Annotated in this window: 11 protein-coding genes; 10 read left to right on the top strand and 1 reads right to left on the bottom strand. The window is 30.4% G+C overall.

Translation table 11 applies throughout. From position 1 onward, the window contains the following. The first annotated feature begins 242 nt into the window (after positions 1-242). From GQR97_RS10635 to GQR97_RS10590, 10 genes are all read left to right on the top strand, one after another. Positions 243-4,406 carry a two-component regulator propeller domain-containing protein gene (locus GQR97_RS10635; protein WP_158848192.1) on the top strand — a complete coding sequence of 1,388 codons (4,164 nt, stop codon included), beginning with the start codon at positions 243-245 and terminating at the stop codon, positions 4,404-4,406. 609 nt (positions 4,407-5,015) lie between these two features. Next, entirely contained in the window at positions 5,016-8,039 is a 3,024-nt protein-coding gene (locus GQR97_RS10630; RefSeq protein WP_158848190.1) for a SusC/RagA family TonB-linked outer membrane protein, read from the top strand. Between the two features lie 16 nt (positions 8,040-8,055). Further along, positions 8,056-9,582, top strand: coding sequence for a RagB/SusD family nutrient uptake outer membrane protein (locus GQR97_RS10625; protein WP_158848188.1), 1,527 nt, complete (start codon positions 8,056-8,058; stop codon positions 9,580-9,582). Between the two features lie 118 nt (positions 9,583-9,700). Then, the gene (locus GQR97_RS10620) at positions 9,701-12,988 is read left to right on the top strand and encodes a VCBS repeat-containing protein (RefSeq protein ID WP_158848186.1); all 3,288 of its coding nucleotides are present in this window, start codon (positions 9,701-9,703) and stop codon (positions 12,986-12,988) included. Between the two features lie 624 nt (positions 12,989-13,612). Further along, positions 13,613-15,130, top strand: coding sequence for an AMP-binding protein (locus GQR97_RS10615; RefSeq protein ID WP_158848184.1), 1,518 nt, complete (start codon positions 13,613-13,615; stop codon positions 15,128-15,130). An 8-nt stretch (positions 15,131-15,138) separates the two neighbouring features. Then, positions 15,139-15,546 carry a VOC family protein gene (locus GQR97_RS10610; RefSeq protein WP_158848182.1) on the top strand — a complete coding sequence of 136 codons (408 nt, stop codon included), beginning with the start codon at positions 15,139-15,141 and terminating at the stop codon, positions 15,544-15,546. 253 nt (positions 15,547-15,799) lie between these two features. Next, positions 15,800-16,042 (top strand): acyl carrier protein, encoded by a 243-nt coding sequence (locus GQR97_RS10605; protein ID WP_158848180.1) that lies wholly within the window; start codon positions 15,800-15,802, stop codon positions 16,040-16,042. Positions 16,043-16,048: 6 nt separating this feature from the next. Beyond that, positions 16,049-17,512, top strand: a complete 1,464-nt coding sequence (locus tag GQR97_RS10600; protein WP_158848178.1) for an MBOAT family O-acyltransferase — start codon at positions 16,049-16,051, stop codon at positions 17,510-17,512. A gap of 13 nt (positions 17,513-17,525) precedes the next feature. Beyond that, a complete protein-coding gene (locus GQR97_RS10595; RefSeq protein ID WP_158848176.1) occupies positions 17,526-18,470 on the top strand; it encodes a hypothetical protein in 945 nt (314 codons plus the stop codon). 21 nt (positions 18,471-18,491) lie between these two features. Then, positions 18,492-18,647 carry a transposase gene (locus tag GQR97_RS10590; RefSeq protein ID WP_158848174.1) on the top strand — a complete coding sequence of 52 codons (156 nt, stop codon included), beginning with the start codon at positions 18,492-18,494 and terminating at the stop codon, positions 18,645-18,647. A 262-nt stretch (positions 18,648-18,909) separates the two neighbouring features. Here the strand turns inward: GQR97_RS10590 and GQR97_RS10585 are convergent, their stop codons facing one another. Beyond that, complete coding sequence (locus GQR97_RS10585; protein ID WP_158848172.1) at positions 18,910-19,290, bottom strand: hypothetical protein; 381 nt, start codon at positions 19,288-19,290, stop codon at positions 18,910-18,912. Positions 19,291-19,368: the final 78 nt, after the last annotated feature.

Raw genomic sequence — 19,368 nt, 5'->3', positions numbered from 1 at the left:
GTATAATTCAGTTTAGCAGCTTTAAATGTTTATAAAAATTATACGAATTGAATTAAAAACTTTAGTTTAGAGCATTGCTAAATTAATTGAGATTATTAATCTATTTAAAAACGAATATGTCTTTATCTTAGAATTAATTCAGATACGATTTATATTTTAAATATTTTCCTTAATTTCTAATCCTAAAGTTTCGTTATTTTTTTGAAAATTTAAATTTTATAGGATAAAAGAGTAATGTTTTTATGAAGAAAAAATACTGGTTTTTTGTTTGCTATCTCCTATTATTATCATTAAATATTTGGGCCCAAAAGCCTAGTAAAAAATTCGCTTTTGTTAATATAAAGGAAAGTGTTTCAAAAATTGGGGTACATACTATAATTCAGGATCAGCATGATTTTATTTGGATAGGCACCAATGGTACTGGTTTAAATCGTTTTGACGGCATAGATTATAGAAGCTATAAATCTGAAATAAACGATTCTACATCATTAAGCAGTAATACAGTTAACTGCTCTTTCCTTGATTCAAAAAACAGACTATGGTTTGGAACCGATAACGGAATTAATTTATATGACGATAAGAATGATCGATTTAAAAGAATTAAATTAATAGGTAATGAAGAAAGCAAAACAATACTTCGTGTAACAAGTATTAAAGGTGACAAAAAAGGAGATTTATTTGTAGGCACCTACGGCTTAGGCTTGTATAAGATTAATTCGGATACTTTTAAAGCCGAGAAGATAACTGAAAAAGGAGTCGGTTTTTCAACCCCTTTAATTGTAAATGCTCTTGAAATTGATGCTAACGGACAAGTTTATGTTGCAACAGATGAAGGAATAAAACAATACAACCCTGATACAAATACGCTAGATTCATTTTTGTATAATAGTAACAAATATAAAGACATTGTTAAAGAAAACTTTCAATGTTTACTTATAGACCAAAACAATCTATGGGCAGGTTCTATGTCTAAAGGTCTTTATAAAATTAAAAATATTGATAACGACAGCATAGAAAGTAGAAAGCTCGATAAAATTTTAATTTCGGAAAACAGAACTTTATCTATTCTCAAATTACCAGATGGTTCAATAATGAGTACTATCGAAAACGATGGCTTATACCACATGAACAATAAGGGAGACGTTTTTAATCATTACCTATCTAAAAAAACAAATGCAAAAGGTATAATGTCTAATTCAATATGGGTTCTATTTTTAGACCATAATGAGCGTATTTGGATGGGATATTATAACGCAGGAATAGGACTTTATGATGAACTATATGATAAGTTTGATGATATAGAAAGCTTACCCAACAATCCAAATTCATTACAAAATGCTGCTGTAACGGCTATAACAAAAGACGAATTCGATAAAATATGGATTGCCATGGATGGAGGTGGTATTGATGTTTACAACCCCAATTCAGATCAATTCACCCATATTAATAGTTTAACAAACGGAGCATACTCCGGCATAACTAATGATTACATTGAATCTCTTTTTATAGATAGTAAAAAAAATATTTGGGCAGGTAGCTGGAACCAAGGCTTGTATTTTTTAAAGTACGGAACCAAAAAATTTATTAATTACAATAAAACGAATAAAGTAGGAGAATTAGAATCTAATAACATCTTAAGTATTGCAGAAGATCTAGAAGGTACCATTTGGTTTGCTAGTTGGGATAAAGGTTTGCATTCTTACAACCCCAATACCAAAAAATTTACGCATCATGAAAGCGATGTTTTCATTAAACATGGCATTGTAGATGCTTACTCAAGAAAGATAATAATAGATAAAAAAGGCAACCTATGGTTAGCTACCACCAATAAAGGCCTATTTAAAATTAATAAATTAAGTGATGGTAACTTTTCAATAACATCTATGGCAAGTAGAATGTCTAAAGAATTTAATAATCATTCTACAGCTAAGCATGTACTATCCTTAGCAGAAGGAACCAATGGATCCATATGGATTGGAACAAGAGGAGCCGGCTTATGTAAATACAACATTAAACTTGATACTCTCTTTTGGTATAACAAGCTAAATGGCCTAGAAGCAATAAACATAACTAGCGTTACTGAGGATTTAGAAGGTAATATTTGGCTTAGCTCTAACTCTGGAATTACAAAATTAGATGTAAAAACAGATACATTTACCCAATTCACAAAAAACGATGGGTTACTTTCTAACGACTTTTATATAAATTCAACTTTTAGAGATGACGACGGAAGTCTTTATTTTGGAAATTATAAAGGAATCGACTATTTCAAACCTTCAAATATTTTAGTTAACAACACCGTTCCTTCTTTATATCTAACAGGTTTCAAGCTATTTAATGAGACTATTTTCCCTAATAAAGATAAATCGCCTCTAGAAAGTGTTATTGGAGAAACAAATCATATTACCTTAAATCATAAAGAATCTGTTTTTACTATTGAGTACACTGGAATTAATTATACAAGACCAGAGAAAAACCAATACGCTTACTACTTAGAGGGCTTAGAAGAAAACTGGAATTATGTTGGCGATTTAAGAAGTGCCACCTATACCAATTTAGATCATGGTGAATACACCTTTAAATTAAAATCGTCTAATAGCGACGGGGTTTGGAATGATGAACCACTAAGCTTAGATATATGTGTATTGCCACCATGGTGGAAAACATACGAGGCTTTATTTATATATATAATTTTATTTGTTTCTGGAATCTATTTTTTAAATAGACTAGCACAATTAAGAATGATTGAAAAACAGGCAATAACCTTAGAACAAAATAAAAGGTTGCAAGAAGCAGCTTTAAACGAGAAGAAATTTCAATTTTTCACTAATATTTCTCATGAGTTTAGAACGCCACTTACTCTCATTATGAATCCTATAAACGATATTATAAAAGATCATAGTTTAAATTTACCTCTTGCTGTAAAGCAAAAACACAACATAATTTATAAGAATACGCAACGGCTTTATAGATTAATAAATGAACTCTTAGATTTTAGAAAACTAGAGTTGAATAAAGCTAGAGTTAAGGCAGAGAATTTAAATTTAGTAGATTTCACAAAAGATATTGTTGGGTATTTTAAAGAAGAAGCATTGTCTAACGGAATAGATCTTAACTTAGATGCAGACGTAACAAATATTCCGCTGTGGTGTGATGCAAGTATGATGGAAAAAGTAATATTCAACATACTATCAAATGCTTTAAAAGTAACGCCAAGAGGTGGTTCTATAAGTATAGATTTAGAGTCTACCGATACGCTATACGTATTACCTTTGGTTAACGAAAAAGAACCTGTTCAAGTTGTGAAAATAATAATTTCTGATACAGGACCAGGAATTGAAGAAGAAGAAGTCGAACGTATTTTTGAACGTTTCTATCAATCTAAAAGCCTTAATAAAGGTTACTATGGAGGCACAGGAATAGGCCTAGAAGTTGTTCGAGATTTTATAAGCTTGCATAAAGGTGCCATTAAAGTTGAAAGTAAAATAGGAGAAGGCACAACTTTTACGATAAAATTACCTGCAGGAAACACACATTTTAACGAAGCTGAAATAAGATCTGAAAGTACAGAACTCCAAAACCAAAAAGAAAGGCTTGTAGCTACAAGTGTTTTAACAGATACTGAAGTTAACGATACCCCAGACGCTCATAAATACACATTATTAATAGTAGAAGATAATATAGAACTCTTAGATTATTTAAAACAAGAAATAGGAAGTGAATATAAAGTACTACTCGCTAGTAACGGAAAAAAAGGACTTGAACTAGCTAAAGAGTTACTTCCAGATGTAATTATGACAGATGTTATGATGCCTGAAATGGATGGAGTCGATTTTTGTAAACATATAAAAAGTGATATTCGCACAAGCCATATCCCTCTATTAATGCTAACGGCAAAAGCTAAAATTGAAGATAGAATGGATGGTATAGAAGTTGGCGCAGATGCTTACATGGTAAAACCTTTTGATATGAGGTTGTTAAGGCTACGTTTATCTCAGTTAATAACCAGCAGACAACTTATATTTAATAAATACTTTAGTGCCATTAGTGAAATGCCAGAAGGTATTAGAACCTCCTCAATAGATAAAGAATTTATAGAAAAAGTACTAAACCATATTCATAAAAATATTGAAAACCCAGAGCTAAATGTGGGTATGCTAGCCGATAAATTAAGCTTAAGTAGAAGCCAATTTTACAGAAAAATTAAAGCGCTTACAAACCAAACTGCGAATGAGTTTTTACGAAATATTAGACTCCAAAAGGCGAAACAAATTTTAGAAACAGGAAATGTTAGTATTAGTGAGGTTTGCTTTAAAACAGGTTTTTCTTCACCTTCGTATTTTACAAAATGTTTTAAAAGTTACTTTGATATTTTACCTACCGAGGTATTTAATAAAAATAAATAATTATTCAAACTATTAGGCTACTCCCCTTTTTTATTTCTTCAACAGAAAATTTAATGTTAAAATTAATTCAACCTGACTGCTTTAGAATAAAGCACTTACCTCTAATAGCTCTAGTTGTCCAACTTCATTTATCATATAAAGTTGCAAACCGTATGGGCCTTTTACTCATTAGCCTAATCAAACTTCAATATAATTTAATGCTCATATTCATATAAAACAAAACCTTTTTCAGAATGTTATTAAGCCTAAATACGTATTCAATTGTAAAACTAAAACCTACCTTCTACAATGTTTTAAATCAACGTCTTAAAACCTCTTATTACTTCATAATAATTGTTGCATAAACTATAATAAATGTTGCATTGAAAGTGTGAAATCAATAAATGCTACAAAAATATCATAGGTCGCTCTAAAGTTCATATTAATATTTTAATATTTTCTTAACATTTGTATTGTATGAAAATCGATTTTTCCAAATGGTATAAAGTTATAGAAATAGTATTATTAGTAGCTATAATAGCTCTAGTAGTATTTGTTATAATCTATATTTTTTAGAAATCTCTTTTCTTGTATACAACTTAAACAAAACCTAATTCTAAACTAAATTTTATGAAAAACAGATTACTAAAAAAATTAGTACTTCCCGTATTTTTATTAATAGGAAGTATTATTTATGCGCAAACAACCGCTAAGGGTACGGTTTCCGATGTTACAGGACCAATTCCCGGTGTTAATGTTGTTGTTAAAGGAACTACTGTAGGAGCTGTAACCGACTTTGATGGAGAATTTGAGGTTAAAGCCAGTAAAGGAGATGTTTTAATCTTTTCTTTTGTTGGATATGTTACACAAGAACTCAATTACACAGGACAATCTTCAATAAAAATATTATTAGAAGAAGATGCAGCCCAATTAAACGAGGTTGTTGTAGTTGGTTACGGTACAAAACAGAAAAGTTTGGTTACTGGAGCCATTTCTAGTATTGACTCTAAAGATATTCAAAACAACTCAGCGCCTCGTATAGAGGGTGTTTTACAAGGTAAAACTTCTGGGGTAACTGTAGTATCTTCATCTGGAGCGCCAGGATCAGGAGCAAAAATAAGAATTAGAGGTGCAGGATCTAATGGAAACTCAGATCCATTATATATTGTTGACGGAATTAAAGTAAGTTCTATTGATAATATCTCTCCTAACGATGTTGCCAACATTGAGGTTTTAAAAGATGCAGCCTCTTGTGCTATTTATGGTACACAAGGAGCAAATGGCGTTATTATAATTACAACTAAACAAGGTAAAGTTGGTGAAACGGTGGTTAGCTACAGTACGCAAATAGCAACGCAATCGGTTAGAACATCAATGGAACTAATGGATGCTTCTCAATTTGTAACCTATTTTCAAGAAGCAGGCCAAACTCAAGTAGTTGATAATGGAATTAACACCAATTGGTTAGATGAAACCTTTAACAACGCTTTTAGCCAAAGACATGATATTAGTGTTTCTGGTGCAAACGAAAAAACATCATTTTATTTTTCAGGATCTTATGTGGATCAAGAAGGTGTAGTTGGAAATGATTCTGATTATAAAAGGTTTACCGGCAGGCTTAATTTAAAAACCCAAGTGAATGATTGGTTAGAATTAGGTACTAACATTACATATTCAAATATAGCATCATCACCTATTGCAGAAGATGATTCTACTGGAGGAATTATAAACCATGCATTACTTATAGATCCATTAACACCTGTTATTTATTCGGGAACATTACCACAAAGAGCTCAAGATGGAGTTGCAGCAGGTACTGCTATGGTAGATGAAAATGGTAACGTTTATGGATACCCAACATATTCTACTGGAGAGGTTACAAATCCTGTAGCATCTGCTAATTTTAGATATAGAGGCGGTATTGATACAGATAAAATTTTATCATCAGTTTATGCCAAATTAAAATTAGCCGAAGGTTTATCATTCACATCAAGATTTGGATATGAAAGATCCAATACATTCGATAATAGATGGACACCTATCTGGTCTGTTTCATCTGAAGCACAAAACACTTCAGTACTTTTAAATAATAAAATCGATAGAAACTCAAGATGGTTATGGGAAAACTTTGCAACCTATACTAAAGAATTAGGTAATCATAATTTAACTGGATTATTAGGATATTCATCTGAAAAAGTTAAAGCACCATCATATACTTTAAGAGGATCTGATGTTCATGAACAAACAGATGAATTTGCTTATTTCGATTTTGCTAACAGAGATAACGATGTTATTGGTGGTGGTATTTTTGAAAGAACAGGCAAATCTGTTTTTGGCAGATTATCTTATGATTATTTAGGAAAATATTTACTAGAAGGATCGCTAAGATATGATACCTCAAGTTTCTTCCCTACAGATAAAAAATCAGGATATTTCCCTGCTGTTTCCGCTGGTTGGGTTGTTTCTAAAGAGAGTTTTTGGAATGAAAATTCTAAATTAAACTATGCTAAGTTTCGTGCTAGTTGGGGACAAAATGGTAGTGATAATAATTTAGGAACTTATATTAACAGTTTAATATTTCAAACAGTAGCTCGCGAAAGCGGTGTTGTACCTGTTGTTTATGAGGGTGTTACAGGGATTACACCAGGTAATTTACCAAATCCAGATTTAGGTTGGGAACGTTCTGAGCAATTAGATCTTGGTGTAGATTTTAGAGCTTTTAATAGTAAACTAAACTTCTCTGTAGATTATTATATTAAAACAACCAAAGACTTACTTCTTGTTGATGGAAACATTATTGCTCCACCTTCTTTAGGAGTAGGTGTACCTTCAATTAACGCAGGAACCGTAGAAAATAAAGGACTTGAATTCGAAATTGGCTATGGAGACACCACAGAAAGTGGCTTTACTTATGGTATTAACTTAAATTTATCTACCCTTAAAAATGAAGTTACCGAAATTAATTTTGTAGGTGATGATGGATTTATTGTTGGTGCTGGTGCGCCTCAAAATAATGATGGTGTTACACGCTTTAAAAAAGGATTACCGCTTTGGTATTTTCATGGATATAAAACAGATGGTATAGATCCTGCCACAGGCGAAATTATTATTGTAGATACCGATGGTGTAGCAGGAATAACATCTAATGATAAAACTAATATAGGTTCTCCACATCCAGATGTACTTTATGGAGGTAGTATAAATTTAGGATATAAAAACTTAGATTTAAATGTTAGATTTCAAGGTACACAAGGCAACGATATTTTTGCAGCTTACCATCAACCTTCAAGACCAATTACTAACAAACCTGTTGAGTTTTTCACAGGGAGATGGCAACAAGCAGGAGACAATGCAACATACCCATCTGCAGCGAATGCTACTACAGCATACGACACAGATTTAATGGTTGAAGATGGATCCTATATGAGAATTAAACAAATTCAATTAGGCTTTAATTTTCCTTTAAATTTAGTTGAAAAAATTAAGCTTAAAAAGTTAAGAACTTATATTTCTTTAGATGACTATTTCACCTTTACAAAATACAACGGTTTAGATCCAGAAGCAGGAAGTTTTTCTGATAATAGTATTGGTGTAGATAGAGGATTTTATCCAATACCTTCAAAAATATTGTTAGGGTTATCAATTGAATTTTAATAAAAAAATAATAAATATGAAAAAAATATTATATAGCGTTGTACTTGTATTTTTTGCAGGTGTATCGTGTAGCGAAGATTTTACAGAAGTAGCACCTGTAGGTGTTCTAGAGAGTTCTACATTCTTTCAAAGTGAAAGTAATGCGGAAGAAGCCTTAATAGGTTTGTATGATATCATGCAATATAACTATTCTAAGGATTGGAGTAGTGCCTTCTTTTTAAAACAATTACCAGGTGATGCAGCAAATGCAGGCGGAGGAAGCTCAACAGATCAAACTCAATTACAAGACATCGATGATTATACAAGCATCTCAATATCAAACCCTTCCATAGAAAGTGTTTGGTCTGGATATTATAAAACTATTGCTTTAGCTAATACTATTATAAATGAAGTTGAAACAGGTACGTTAAGTAACAAAGAATTTGTTCTTGCAGAAGCTAAATTTATGAGAGCTTGGTGCTATTTTGAATTAACAACCATGTGGGGAGATGTACCATTAAGATTAGTAAATCCTACAGCAATTAGTCCAGAAGCGTTTGCAATACCAAAGAGTACAAGAGCACAAATTTATACACAAGTAGAATTAGATTTAGTTGATGCCATAGCTGGTTTGCCAGATAAAAGCGCCGTAAGTCATAACTTTAGAGTATCAAAAGGTGCAGCTCAAGCATTTTTAGGAAAAGTATTAGTCTTTCAAGGAAGAAATGATGAAGCGATTCCGTTTTTGGCAGCTGTAATAGCTAATCCAGCTCACGATTTAGAACCAAACGTAGCAGATATTTGGTTAGAAAGCACAGAGTTTGGAGTTGAATCATTATTCGAATTAGGTTATATATCAACTAATGGTGTCGATTGGGGTAATGTAGCTTGGGGAGGTAGAATGGAAAGTAATTTACACATCCAATTAATGGGACCTCGTGGTGATGGTTTCTTCGATTTAACAGGAACAGGACTTATAAATGGTTGGGGATTTAATTTACCAACAGCTAAATTAGTAAGTGCATTTGAAGCAGCTGGAGATGTAGATCGCAAAGCCGCTACCCTAATGACGGAAGCCGAACTTGTTGCCGTAGGTGGAAGTCTTACAGGTACGCCTTGGGATTACGAAGGCGCATTTAGAACCAAGTATGCTACACGTTCGTCACAAACAGTTAGTGATGGTGTTGCAGAACTAAATTACACCACAAACTGGAGAGTGTTTAGGTATGCGGAAGTATTACTTTTAGCAGCAGAGGCCTATAATGCAGAAGGACAAGATGATAATGCGAGAACAGAGTTAAATAAAGTAAGAGATCGAGCAGGGTTAGATGATGTAGATGCAACCTTAGCAGATGATGCTTTATTTGATGCTATTGTAAATGAAAAATATTTAGAGTTAGCACATGAAGGTCAACGTTTTTGGGATTTAGTGAGATGGGGAAAAGCAAACGAAGAATTATCTTCTGCTGGTTATACATCAAAAAATGATTTATTTCCAATTCCAGCATCAGAAATTGATAAAAATGACGCACTAACCATTGCAGATCAAAACTCTGGATATTAATAAAAAAGAATTTCATAGTTTGAGTTTGTTTAGTTTTGAAAAGCAGCGTGGTAATTCACGTTGTTTTTCTATTTAAGAAAGCTTGTATATCTATATTAAAACATAAAAAAGAGTAAAGATGCCATATAAAAACATATTTTTTCTAATAACTTTATTGGTTTTATCTAGTTGTAAAAAAGAGGAGAACAAACTTACTGGCAAAATATTTACAAGCTTAAAGGCTAATTCTACAGGAATTAATTTTAAAAACATTTTAATTGAAAATGATTCTATGAATTACTTCAACTACACCTCTATTTATTTCGGAGGAGGTGTTTCTACTGGAGATATTAATAATGATGGTTTAATCGATGTGTTTTTTACAGGAAACCAAGTTGAAAATAAATTATTTCTAAACAAAGGAGGTCTACATTTTGAAGACATTACTAAAAAAGCAAACGTAGCAGGAGATAAACGTTGGTATACAGGCTCTACAATGGCAGACGTTAACGGTGATGGCTTTTTAGACATTTACTGCTCGGTAGCAGGAATTTCGAATGAAAAAAGAAATCAACTTTTTATGAATAATAGAGATGGTACTTTCATTGAAATGGCAGGAAAACTTGGTATTGATGATGCCGCGAACTCTGTACAAGGCACTTTTTTTGATTATGACAAGGATGGCGATTTAGATTTATATGTTGCTAATTATCCAATTTCTAATGTAAATACTTCAAACTTTACTTATTTAAATAGAATGAAAACGGTTACAGATAAGGAGTCCGATAAACTTTTCAGAAATGATGGAGATATATTTACAAACGTTTCAGAAATATCTGGGGTAAAAAGCTACGGGTTTTCTTTAGGTGTAACAGCTGGTGATTTAAATAATGATGGATGGCAAGATTTATATATTTCTAGTGATTACAGCGTTCCAGATTACTTCTATCTCAATAATAGGGATGGCACATTTAAAGAAGTTTTAAAACAAGCCACAAGCCAGACCGCCTTTTATGGTATGGGTCTCGATATTGCCGATTTTAATAACGATGGGAATTTAGATATTTTTCAAGCAGATATGGATGCTAATAGTAACCGCAGACAAAAAGCCAATATGTCTAGCATGAACCCTAGCGTATTTAAAGAGATCATTTTTATGGGTTTTCATTATCAATACATGCATAATTGCATGCAGTTAAATAGCGGTATATTAGTAGATAGTGTTCCGCAGTTTTCAAATATTTCAAGATTAACAGGAACCTCTTCAACCGATTGGAGTTGGGGACCTCTCTTTGCCGATTTTGATAACGATGGAAATAAAGATTTATTTATTACTAATGGCATACGAAGGGAAATTAATAACACCGATTTCTTTAATACTTATTCAAAGAACGATACAACCAATTATACTAAACTTGAAAAGAGTTTAAAAATTCCTTCAGAAAAAACTGATAATTTTATCTTTAAAAATAAAGCAAACTTAGACTTTGAAAAAGCGAATCAAGAATGGGGTATTGAATACAAAGGGTTTTCTAATGGTGTTGCTTATGCCGATTTAGATAATGATGGCGATTTAGAAATAATCACGAATAATATTGACGATTTTGCTTCTGTGTACAAAAACAATAGCTCGGAAACGAATAACTATTTAAGCATACGTTTTGAAGATGAATCTCAGAATAAATTCGGAATAGGCAATAGAGTTTATGTTACCACAGAAAACGAAACCCAAATGCAAGAATTAACCTTGAGTAGAGGCTTTCAATCGTCTGTATCCACAAGACTTCATTTCGGTTTAGGAACTTATAAAAACATAGATAAACTAAAGATTGTATGGGCAGATGGGCAAGTACAGACTATGGATAATGTAAAAGCAAACCAAAACCTTGTTTTAAATCATAAAGATTTGGAGATTTCCGCTAATAAAATCAATAAAACAGCGACATTGTTTAAAACAGATACTACAAGTTTTTTTCCAAAACATAAACACATTGAAAATCAATATGACGATTTTTCAACACAAATATTACTACCACATAAAATGTCTGCATTTGGACCAGCTCTAGCCATAGAAGATTTAAATAATGATGGTCTAGAGGATATTTTTATTGGAGGCGCATACGGGAATACGGGAAGTATTTATTTTCAAAATAATAAAGGTTTTAATGAAGCTACAGTAAACTTTTTAAAACAAGATAATTTAAGTGAAGATGTTGGTGCCTTGATATTTGATGCTGATGCCGACGGAGATAACGATTTATACGTAGTAAGTGGAGGTTATGAGTTTGCAAAAGAATCTAAATTATGTCAAGACAGATTGTATTTAAATAATGGAAAGGGTGAATTCTTAAAAACACCACTTCCAGAAATGAAAACTAGTGGTTCCAAGGTATATCATGCCGATTTTGATAAAGATGGAAAAGAAGATTTATTAGTCCTTGGAAGGCAAATTCCTGGACACTACCCTACTCCTGCTAGTAGTTATTTATTAATGAACAGAAGTTCGGAAAAAGGAGTTCTTTTTGTAAATGAAACGGATAAATTAGCGAAAGAATTTTTAAATTTAGGAATGGCAACAAGTGCTATTATTTCCGATTTTGATAATGATAGTTGGTTAGATATTATAATTGTTGGTGAATGGATGCCGATAAAAGTATTTAAAAACATTAAGACCGGTTTTAAAGATGTATCTAAAAAAATGGGTTTAGGCCCTGATACTGCCGGTTGGTGGTGGAGTATTAATCAAGGTGATTTTGATGGTGATGGTGATATGGATTATCTCTTAGGAAATAATGGCTTAAACTATAAATACAAAGCTACAGAGAATGAAACTTTCGATATTTATTTTAATGATTTTGATCACAACAATCAAGAAGATATAGTATTAAGTTATTATAGTGAAGGCAACCAAGTTCCTGTAAGAGGGCGTTCGTGCTCTTCTCAACAAATACCTGGTATTAAACAAAAATTTAAAGATTACAATACTTTTTCTGAAGCTACACTAGTAGATGTTTATACTAAAAAAGGATTAGAATCGTCGTTGCATTATCAAGTAAAATCGTTTGCAAGTATTTATTTAGAAAATAAAGGCACTCAATTTGTATCTCATAAACTACCAGTTGAAGCACAGTTTTCAAGTATTAATAAGATATTGGTGGATGATTATGATAAAGACGGCAATTTAGATGCTTTAATTGCTGGCAACTTATATGTTTCGGAAGTTGAAACTCCACGAAATGACGGCAGTTTTGGTAACTTTTTAAAAGGAAATGGAAAAGGTGATTTTAAAGCAATTACCCCAAGTAAAAGTGGTTTCTTTATTAAAGGCGACACAAAAGATCTAGCAGAAATTGAAGTGCAAGGTGTAAAATATATTGTTGTTGCAAAAAATAACGACTTTTTACAATTTATAAAAGCCAGCCATTAATTGGTTGGCTTTTTTTGGCAGTATCTTATTCCTGAATAATAAAAACTAAATAATCTTTTATGAAAACAAATTGTGCGATTATATTCAGATTAATAAAAATTAGAACTTTTGGCATTTCTTTAATTATTGTTTTTAGCGTGATAAACTCATAATAGCGGGCAGGTTTCTTATAATTAATTTCAAAAGAAATTACAGGTAGTATTATATTGTTATTTTCTCGTTTTAGCATTGCGATCCCCAATGTTCGTCTATATTTTATTTATCAGGTTTCTTTTTAAAGATTGGCGTTAATTTATTTTCCCTCAAATTTTCTACTTTCAAAATAGAGATGAATTTAAATAGATATACTTCATAATTATGCTTAAGCTTTCTTTATTTTTTTTTTGATACTCATAACTTCTTATGAATTAACTACTTTCCTGAAGGAAGGTTGATAAAATAGTACCTTTAAAGGTGTTTTTATTTTTAAATATTCAAATTAATTATCTTTATTTACAATATTTACATTTTTAATTATTATTTTTCAACCATATTAAATAATAAAGCTCCCTTCATTATTATTAATAGTTCTAACTTTTTTAATAGCATATTACTAGTAATATGCTAAACTAAAAAATAGAATCTATGCAAAAACACAGAAAAGAACTAAAACCCATCGTTTTTAACGATCATATATTAAAACCATTCATTAATCAGATTAATAAAGATTTAAATGCTTTCTGTATAAATGAAACATTTTTTACATATAAAGACTTTACTAAAAGTATTTCTAAAATTAGAGATTGTTTACAACTACAAAAAGTTGTTTCTAAAAATGTAGGCTTAGTTGTAAATGACGATTTAGAAACTTACGCCTCAATATTTGCTATTTGGTTAGAAGGTTTAGCCTATGTACCTCTGCATCCGCTACAGCCAATTGAAAGAAATATTGAAATAATCGATCAAGCAGAGGTGAGTTTAATATTAGACTCGTCATTGGTTAGCAAATATGAAAAATTCGAAAAAATAGCTACAAACGAATTAGTCTTTAATAAATTCAATTTAGAAATAAAGGAAATAGCAGATAGCGAACTCGCTTATATATTATTTACTTCAGGAAGCACAGGAAAACCAAAAGGTGTGTCGATTACAAGAGGAAATGTTGGAACATTTATCAAATCTTTTTTTGAAATAGGATTTGATATTACCGAAAAAGACAGGTGTTTACAGGTTTTCGATTTAACGTTTGATGTTTCTGTTCAATCATACTTAGTCCCACTAACTAGAGGAGCATGCACATTTACAATACCCCACGACCAAATAAAATTTAGTTATGTATTTGGCCTTTTAGAAGATCATGAAATTACTTTTGGAGCTATGGCACCGTCTATGTTAAGATATCTTCGTCCTTATTTTGATGAAATTAATATTCCTAGCATGAGGTATAATATTCTTACAGCCGAAGCCTCTCCTATTGAATTGGTTGATGAATGGAAAACATGCCTGCCAAATGCACGATTATTTAATTTTTATGGACCAACTGAAGCTACAATATATTGTACATATTATGAGATTCTTAGAGATTCTAAAAATAAATCATTAAACGGCATGTTTTCTATTGGTAAAGCAATGGAAGGTTTAGAGGCTGTTATTCTTATTGATGGTGATATTACGAAAGCGCCAGGAATTAAAGGAGAATTATGTGTTGCTGGAGACCAAGTTACTCCTGGTTATTGGAAAAATGATAGCAAGAATAAAGACTCGTTTATCACTAAAATAATTAATAATAAAGAGCTAAGGTTTTACAGAACTGGCGATTCATGTAATTTTGATAATGATGGAGACATTTTATTGTACGGGAGAATTGATTACCAAGTAAAAATACAAGGGTATAGAATAGAGCTTGGAGAAATAGAATATAAAGTTAGAGATTATCTTAATGGTGTAAATGCTATATCAATCGCTTTTACTAACAATACCGGTAATACTGAACTAGCATTATTTGTAGAAAGCAAAGAGGTTTCTGGCGATGACATTAAAAATTATTTATCAACACAGTTACCTCCATACATGCTTCCTTCTAAACTATATTTTTTAAATGAATTTCCATTAAATACGAGTGGAAAAATTAATCGACTAGAACTAAAATCATTAATAAAATAAGGTGTATTATGAACATTAACTATAAATTTCATCATATAGGGATTGCAACAAAGAGCATTAATAAATGCATAACATTTTATGAGAAGCTGGGGTATTCACCGTCTGACATTAAAATCGAACCTTCCCAAAATGTACGAATTTGTTTCTTAAAAAAAGAAGATAATCCAATAATTGAGATAATTGAAGAATTAAATGAAGATTCAGCCATATCCTTAATACTGAAGAAAATGGGATCAACAGTATATCACACTTGTTATGAGGTAACTGATATTGTTGCCGCAGCAGACGAATTAGAAGATAGTGGGTTTAGATTGTTATTTGAACCTAAAATTTCAGACACAATGGATAATGGTTTATTTTGCTACCTATATTCTGTTAATTGTGGATTTATAGAATTATATCAAAAACAAATTTAAGATACTCGTTAATTATATTTATATAATAATACTAATAGGAATTCATTCTTTTATTCTTGCATTTAAATTTAAAATATAAAAAAGAGCTATAAAATAAATTTTCAGCCTATTCAGTTTAAGGTCAGTATTTTAAAACTAAATATGTTAAAAAAAAAAGATTAATTAAATCTCATAAAATAAAGTTTAATACATACTCTATACCTTAGCTATTAATAGATCATAGAAAAATATTACTAACCATAAAATAATTAATATGAATAAGACTAAAATAACACAAGAAGTTGAAGATATCTTCAGAAAAGTTTTTGATGACGATAAATTAGTAATTAACATGACAATGACTGCAAACGATGTTGATAATTGGGATTCTTTAACCCACATGTTACTAATTGTAGAAGTGGAGAATACTTTTAATATAAAGTTTAAATTAAGAGATTTGAATAAAATGAAAAATGTTGGAGATATGATTGATCTTTTAGTATTAAAAACAGAATAACCAATCATGATTTTTAACTCTCTCAGTTTTTTAATATTTTTTGTTATTGTATTCTTTTTATATTATTTCTTATTTAAAGAAAATACCAAGTACCAAAATTGGATATTACTTCTTTCAAGTTATTTCTTTTATGGATATGTAAATTGGAAAATTATCCCAATACTCTTAATTGCTACTGTTATAATATTTACTTTAGGTATTGCAATTCATTCAACTGAAGAAAATGAAAAGAAATCTTCTTGGTTAGCAACCCTAGGTATACTGCTAGGAGTTGGTTTATTAGTTTATTTCAAGTATTTCAATTTTTTTATTGATTCATTTTCATCCGTTTTAAACACGTTAGGATTAAAATCAAATATAGGAACCTTCAATATTATTATGCCTATTGGTATAAGTTTTTTTACTTTTAAACTAATTAGTTATATTATTGAAGTTCATAGTGGCCAAATTGAACCATCTAAAGATTTTGGAGTCTTTGCAACGTATATAGCTTTTTTCCCTACAATTATGTCTGGCCCAATAGATAGACCAAATAATTTTATTCCTCAACTTTTAAGCAAACGATCATTCAAATATGATTTGACCGTAAATGGTTGTAGACAAATTCTGTGGGGTTTATTTCAAAAAGCAGTAATTGCAGATAATTTAGCTACGATTATTAATGAAGTTTGGGATGATATCCCAAACCAATCAGCGAGTAAATTACTCCTTATTGCAATTCTTTATAGCTTTCAACTATACACCGACTTTTCTGGATATTCGCATATGGCAATTGGTGTTGGTAAAATTCTTGGTTTCCATATTACTAAAAACTTTAATTACCCATATTTTTCGCGAAATATAGCAGAATTCTGGCGAAACTGGCATATATCTTTAACATCTTGGTTAACAGATTATATTTTTATGCCATTAAGTTTCAAGTTTCGATCTTTTGGTAATTGGGGTTTAATTTTGGCTATAATTATTAATTTCATATTAGTTGGGCTATGGCATGGAGCAAATTGGACCTTTGTTATTTATGGTCTTTTTCATGGGTTACTTTTTATTCCTCTGATTCTTACAGGAACAATTTTTAAAAAGAAGGAACTAAATGTAAACAAGTATGGGCTACCATCGATAAACGATTTTTTTAGAATTATTGGTACATTTTCAATTTGGACATTAAGTTTAATCATTTTTAGAGCTGATAATATTCTTCAGGCTTGGAATTATTTCTTAAACATTTTTTCTCCCTCCATTCTTAATGCTCCAAAATTCACAAGTCACAATTTAGCATTAATTTTTATAATTATTATTTTTATAATTATTTTTATGCTGATTGAATGGTATGGTAAAGAAACAGAATGTCCATTATTCCAACTAGATAAAATGAAAAATAAATATAGCCGTTGGGTTATCTATATTCTTATTTTATTATCAACAATAATATTTACTGGAGGAAAACAAGTCTTTATTTATGTTCAATTTTAAATGAAAAAATTAAATGAAAAAATTTATTGGAAATATAATTTTATTTTGCTCAATTATAATCTCCATTTTATATTTATTAGATTATACTGTTACAAAAGGTTTAAGAAAAACGCATTTTCATACATTTAATAATTTAACAAAAATATACAATAGTGAGTTAAATTCTGATTTAATAATTAACGGTAGCTCTGCAGCTAAATTTCAAATATCACCATACTTACTTGATTCTATTTTGGAGCTAAACTCCTATAATCTTGGTATGGAAGGAATAGGATTTATCCCTCAAAACTTACAAAGTGATCTCTATTTAAAATATAATAAAAAGCCAAAAATAGTACTTCAAATATTAGGTGACCTTGAATTATTTAAAAGAGAAAAATTAATTGGTTATATGCAATTCTCTCCTTATTTAGATACGAATGAGGTTAAAAAAGTAACCAAAATGTATAAAGGGTTTTCAGTTTTAGATTATTATATTCCGTTTATTAGATATTATGGAAGTCCTTTAGATATTATAGATGGATTTTTCAGTTTTTTCGGTTTAGAATTAAGAAAACCCACTGGATATAAAGGCTATTTTGAACAGAACTTGGAATGGAATAGTGCTTTTGATAAATTCAAAAAAAACTATAAGGACGGTAGATTTATAAAAATGGATCCTGAATCAATGAAATTATTTGAGATTTATATTGCAAAGTGTAAAAAAAGTAAAATAAATATCTTTTTTGTTTATCCTCCAAACTACTACGAATACAACCAATATATAAAAAACCAAGATCAGATTATCTCATACTACACTAAAATATCTAAAAAATATCAAGTTCCCTTTCTTAATTATTCAAATAATTCACTTTCACTTTCAAAAGAATACTTCTATGATTCACAACATTTAAATAAAAAAGGAGCTGAGTTATTTACAAAAATACTAGCTCAAGATATTAAAAAACTTACAAATTAAAAAAAATCTAAATCATTACAGATGCACAATAATTCTATGTTGAACTATTTTAATAACAGAAGTACCAATGTCTCTGCCGAATCTTTTAATGCCAAATTTAAAGAATTTAGAACTCAGTTCAGAGGCGTAAGAGGTGTAGAATTCGTCTTCTTTAGACTAACTAAATTATATGCATAAATTGAGTTGCCTCCTATAACATTACTTGATCCTTGAAATGTTGTGCCCAAGGCATAAAAAAGCTCTCAAATTCCTGTAAAGGCTTAATTTTTCTAGTAGCGGGAACTGGAATCGAACCAGTGACCTTTGGGTGATGATCTCCGAGACCTTCATTTTTTAAACCATTTTACTGGTGTTTAGTGCTATTGTTTTGTAGAATTGTGTTCAACTTTATGTTCACTTGTTGTATAAATATTTGAATAAAATATAATAGATTATTTTATTACTCCATATACTCCTGCCATTTTATTAAAATGTATTTTTCAACATTATTTTCTTTCTTTTTCAAAAAGCCAAATTCATAAACAAAAAGATAAACATCCCCTTTTGCATTTTTCCAATAATGTGTAAAAAAGCTAGGATTAAAACCTAAACCTAAAACTGTCAATGCTCGTATAGTTGCTTTTCCAGATTTATTGTAGTTCTTAAGAATTTTTCGATTCAGTTTTAACTGATTATCTACTTTACTATAAAACCTAGGAGTTTCTTCTAAAGATTTACGATAATGATAAGAACTTTTGCAATGCAAATCACAAAACCTTTTATCCGAACGTCCAATCAATTCTTTTCCACAAGCTAAACATTCTTTTTTCTTTAATTTCATAAATAAATTTAAGTGTGTATTACACGAATACTATTCGTTTAAGATACGACTATTTCGTTTCATATAAATACCTTGTAT

The organism is Algibacter sp. L1A34 (genome assembly GCF_009796805.1).
Classification (GTDB): Bacteria; Bacteroidota; Bacteroidia; order Flavobacteriales; family Flavobacteriaceae; genus Algibacter.
Note: the sequence above shows the minus strand (reverse complement) of the source record. Positions and strands in the feature narration are given on the sequence as shown.

Excerpts from the sequence above, each read along its gene's own strand:
- GQR97_RS10635 (WP_158848192.1), top strand. The coding sequence starts at position 243 with ATGAAGAAAAAATACTGGTTTTTTGTTTGCTATCTCCTATTATTATCA.
- GQR97_RS10630 (WP_158848190.1), top strand. The coding sequence starts at position 5,016 with ATGAAAAACAGATTACTAAAAAAATTAGTACTTCCCGTATTTTTATTA.
- GQR97_RS10625 (WP_158848188.1), top strand. The coding sequence starts at position 8,056 with ATGAAAAAAATATTATATAGCGTTGTACTTGTATTTTTTGCAGGTGTA.
- GQR97_RS10620 (WP_158848186.1), top strand. The coding sequence starts at position 9,701 with ATGCCATATAAAAACATATTTTTTCTAATAACTTTATTGGTTTTATCT.
- GQR97_RS10615 (WP_158848184.1), top strand. The coding sequence starts at position 13,613 with ATGCAAAAACACAGAAAAGAACTAAAACCCATCGTTTTTAACGATCAT.
- GQR97_RS10610 (WP_158848182.1), top strand. The coding sequence starts at position 15,139 with ATGAACATTAACTATAAATTTCATCATATAGGGATTGCAACAAAGAGC.
- GQR97_RS10605 (WP_158848180.1), top strand. The coding sequence starts at position 15,800 with ATGAATAAGACTAAAATAACACAAGAAGTTGAAGATATCTTCAGAAAA.
- GQR97_RS10600 (WP_158848178.1), top strand. The coding sequence starts at position 16,049 with ATGATTTTTAACTCTCTCAGTTTTTTAATATTTTTTGTTATTGTATTC.
- GQR97_RS10595 (WP_158848176.1), top strand. The coding sequence starts at position 17,526 with ATGAAAAAATTTATTGGAAATATAATTTTATTTTGCTCAATTATAATC.
- GQR97_RS10590 (WP_158848174.1), top strand. The coding sequence starts at position 18,492 with ATGCACAATAATTCTATGTTGAACTATTTTAATAACAGAAGTACCAAT.
- GQR97_RS10585 (WP_158848172.1), bottom strand. The coding sequence starts at position 19,290 with ATGAAATTAAAGAAAAAAGAATGTTTAGCTTGTGGAAAAGAATTGATT.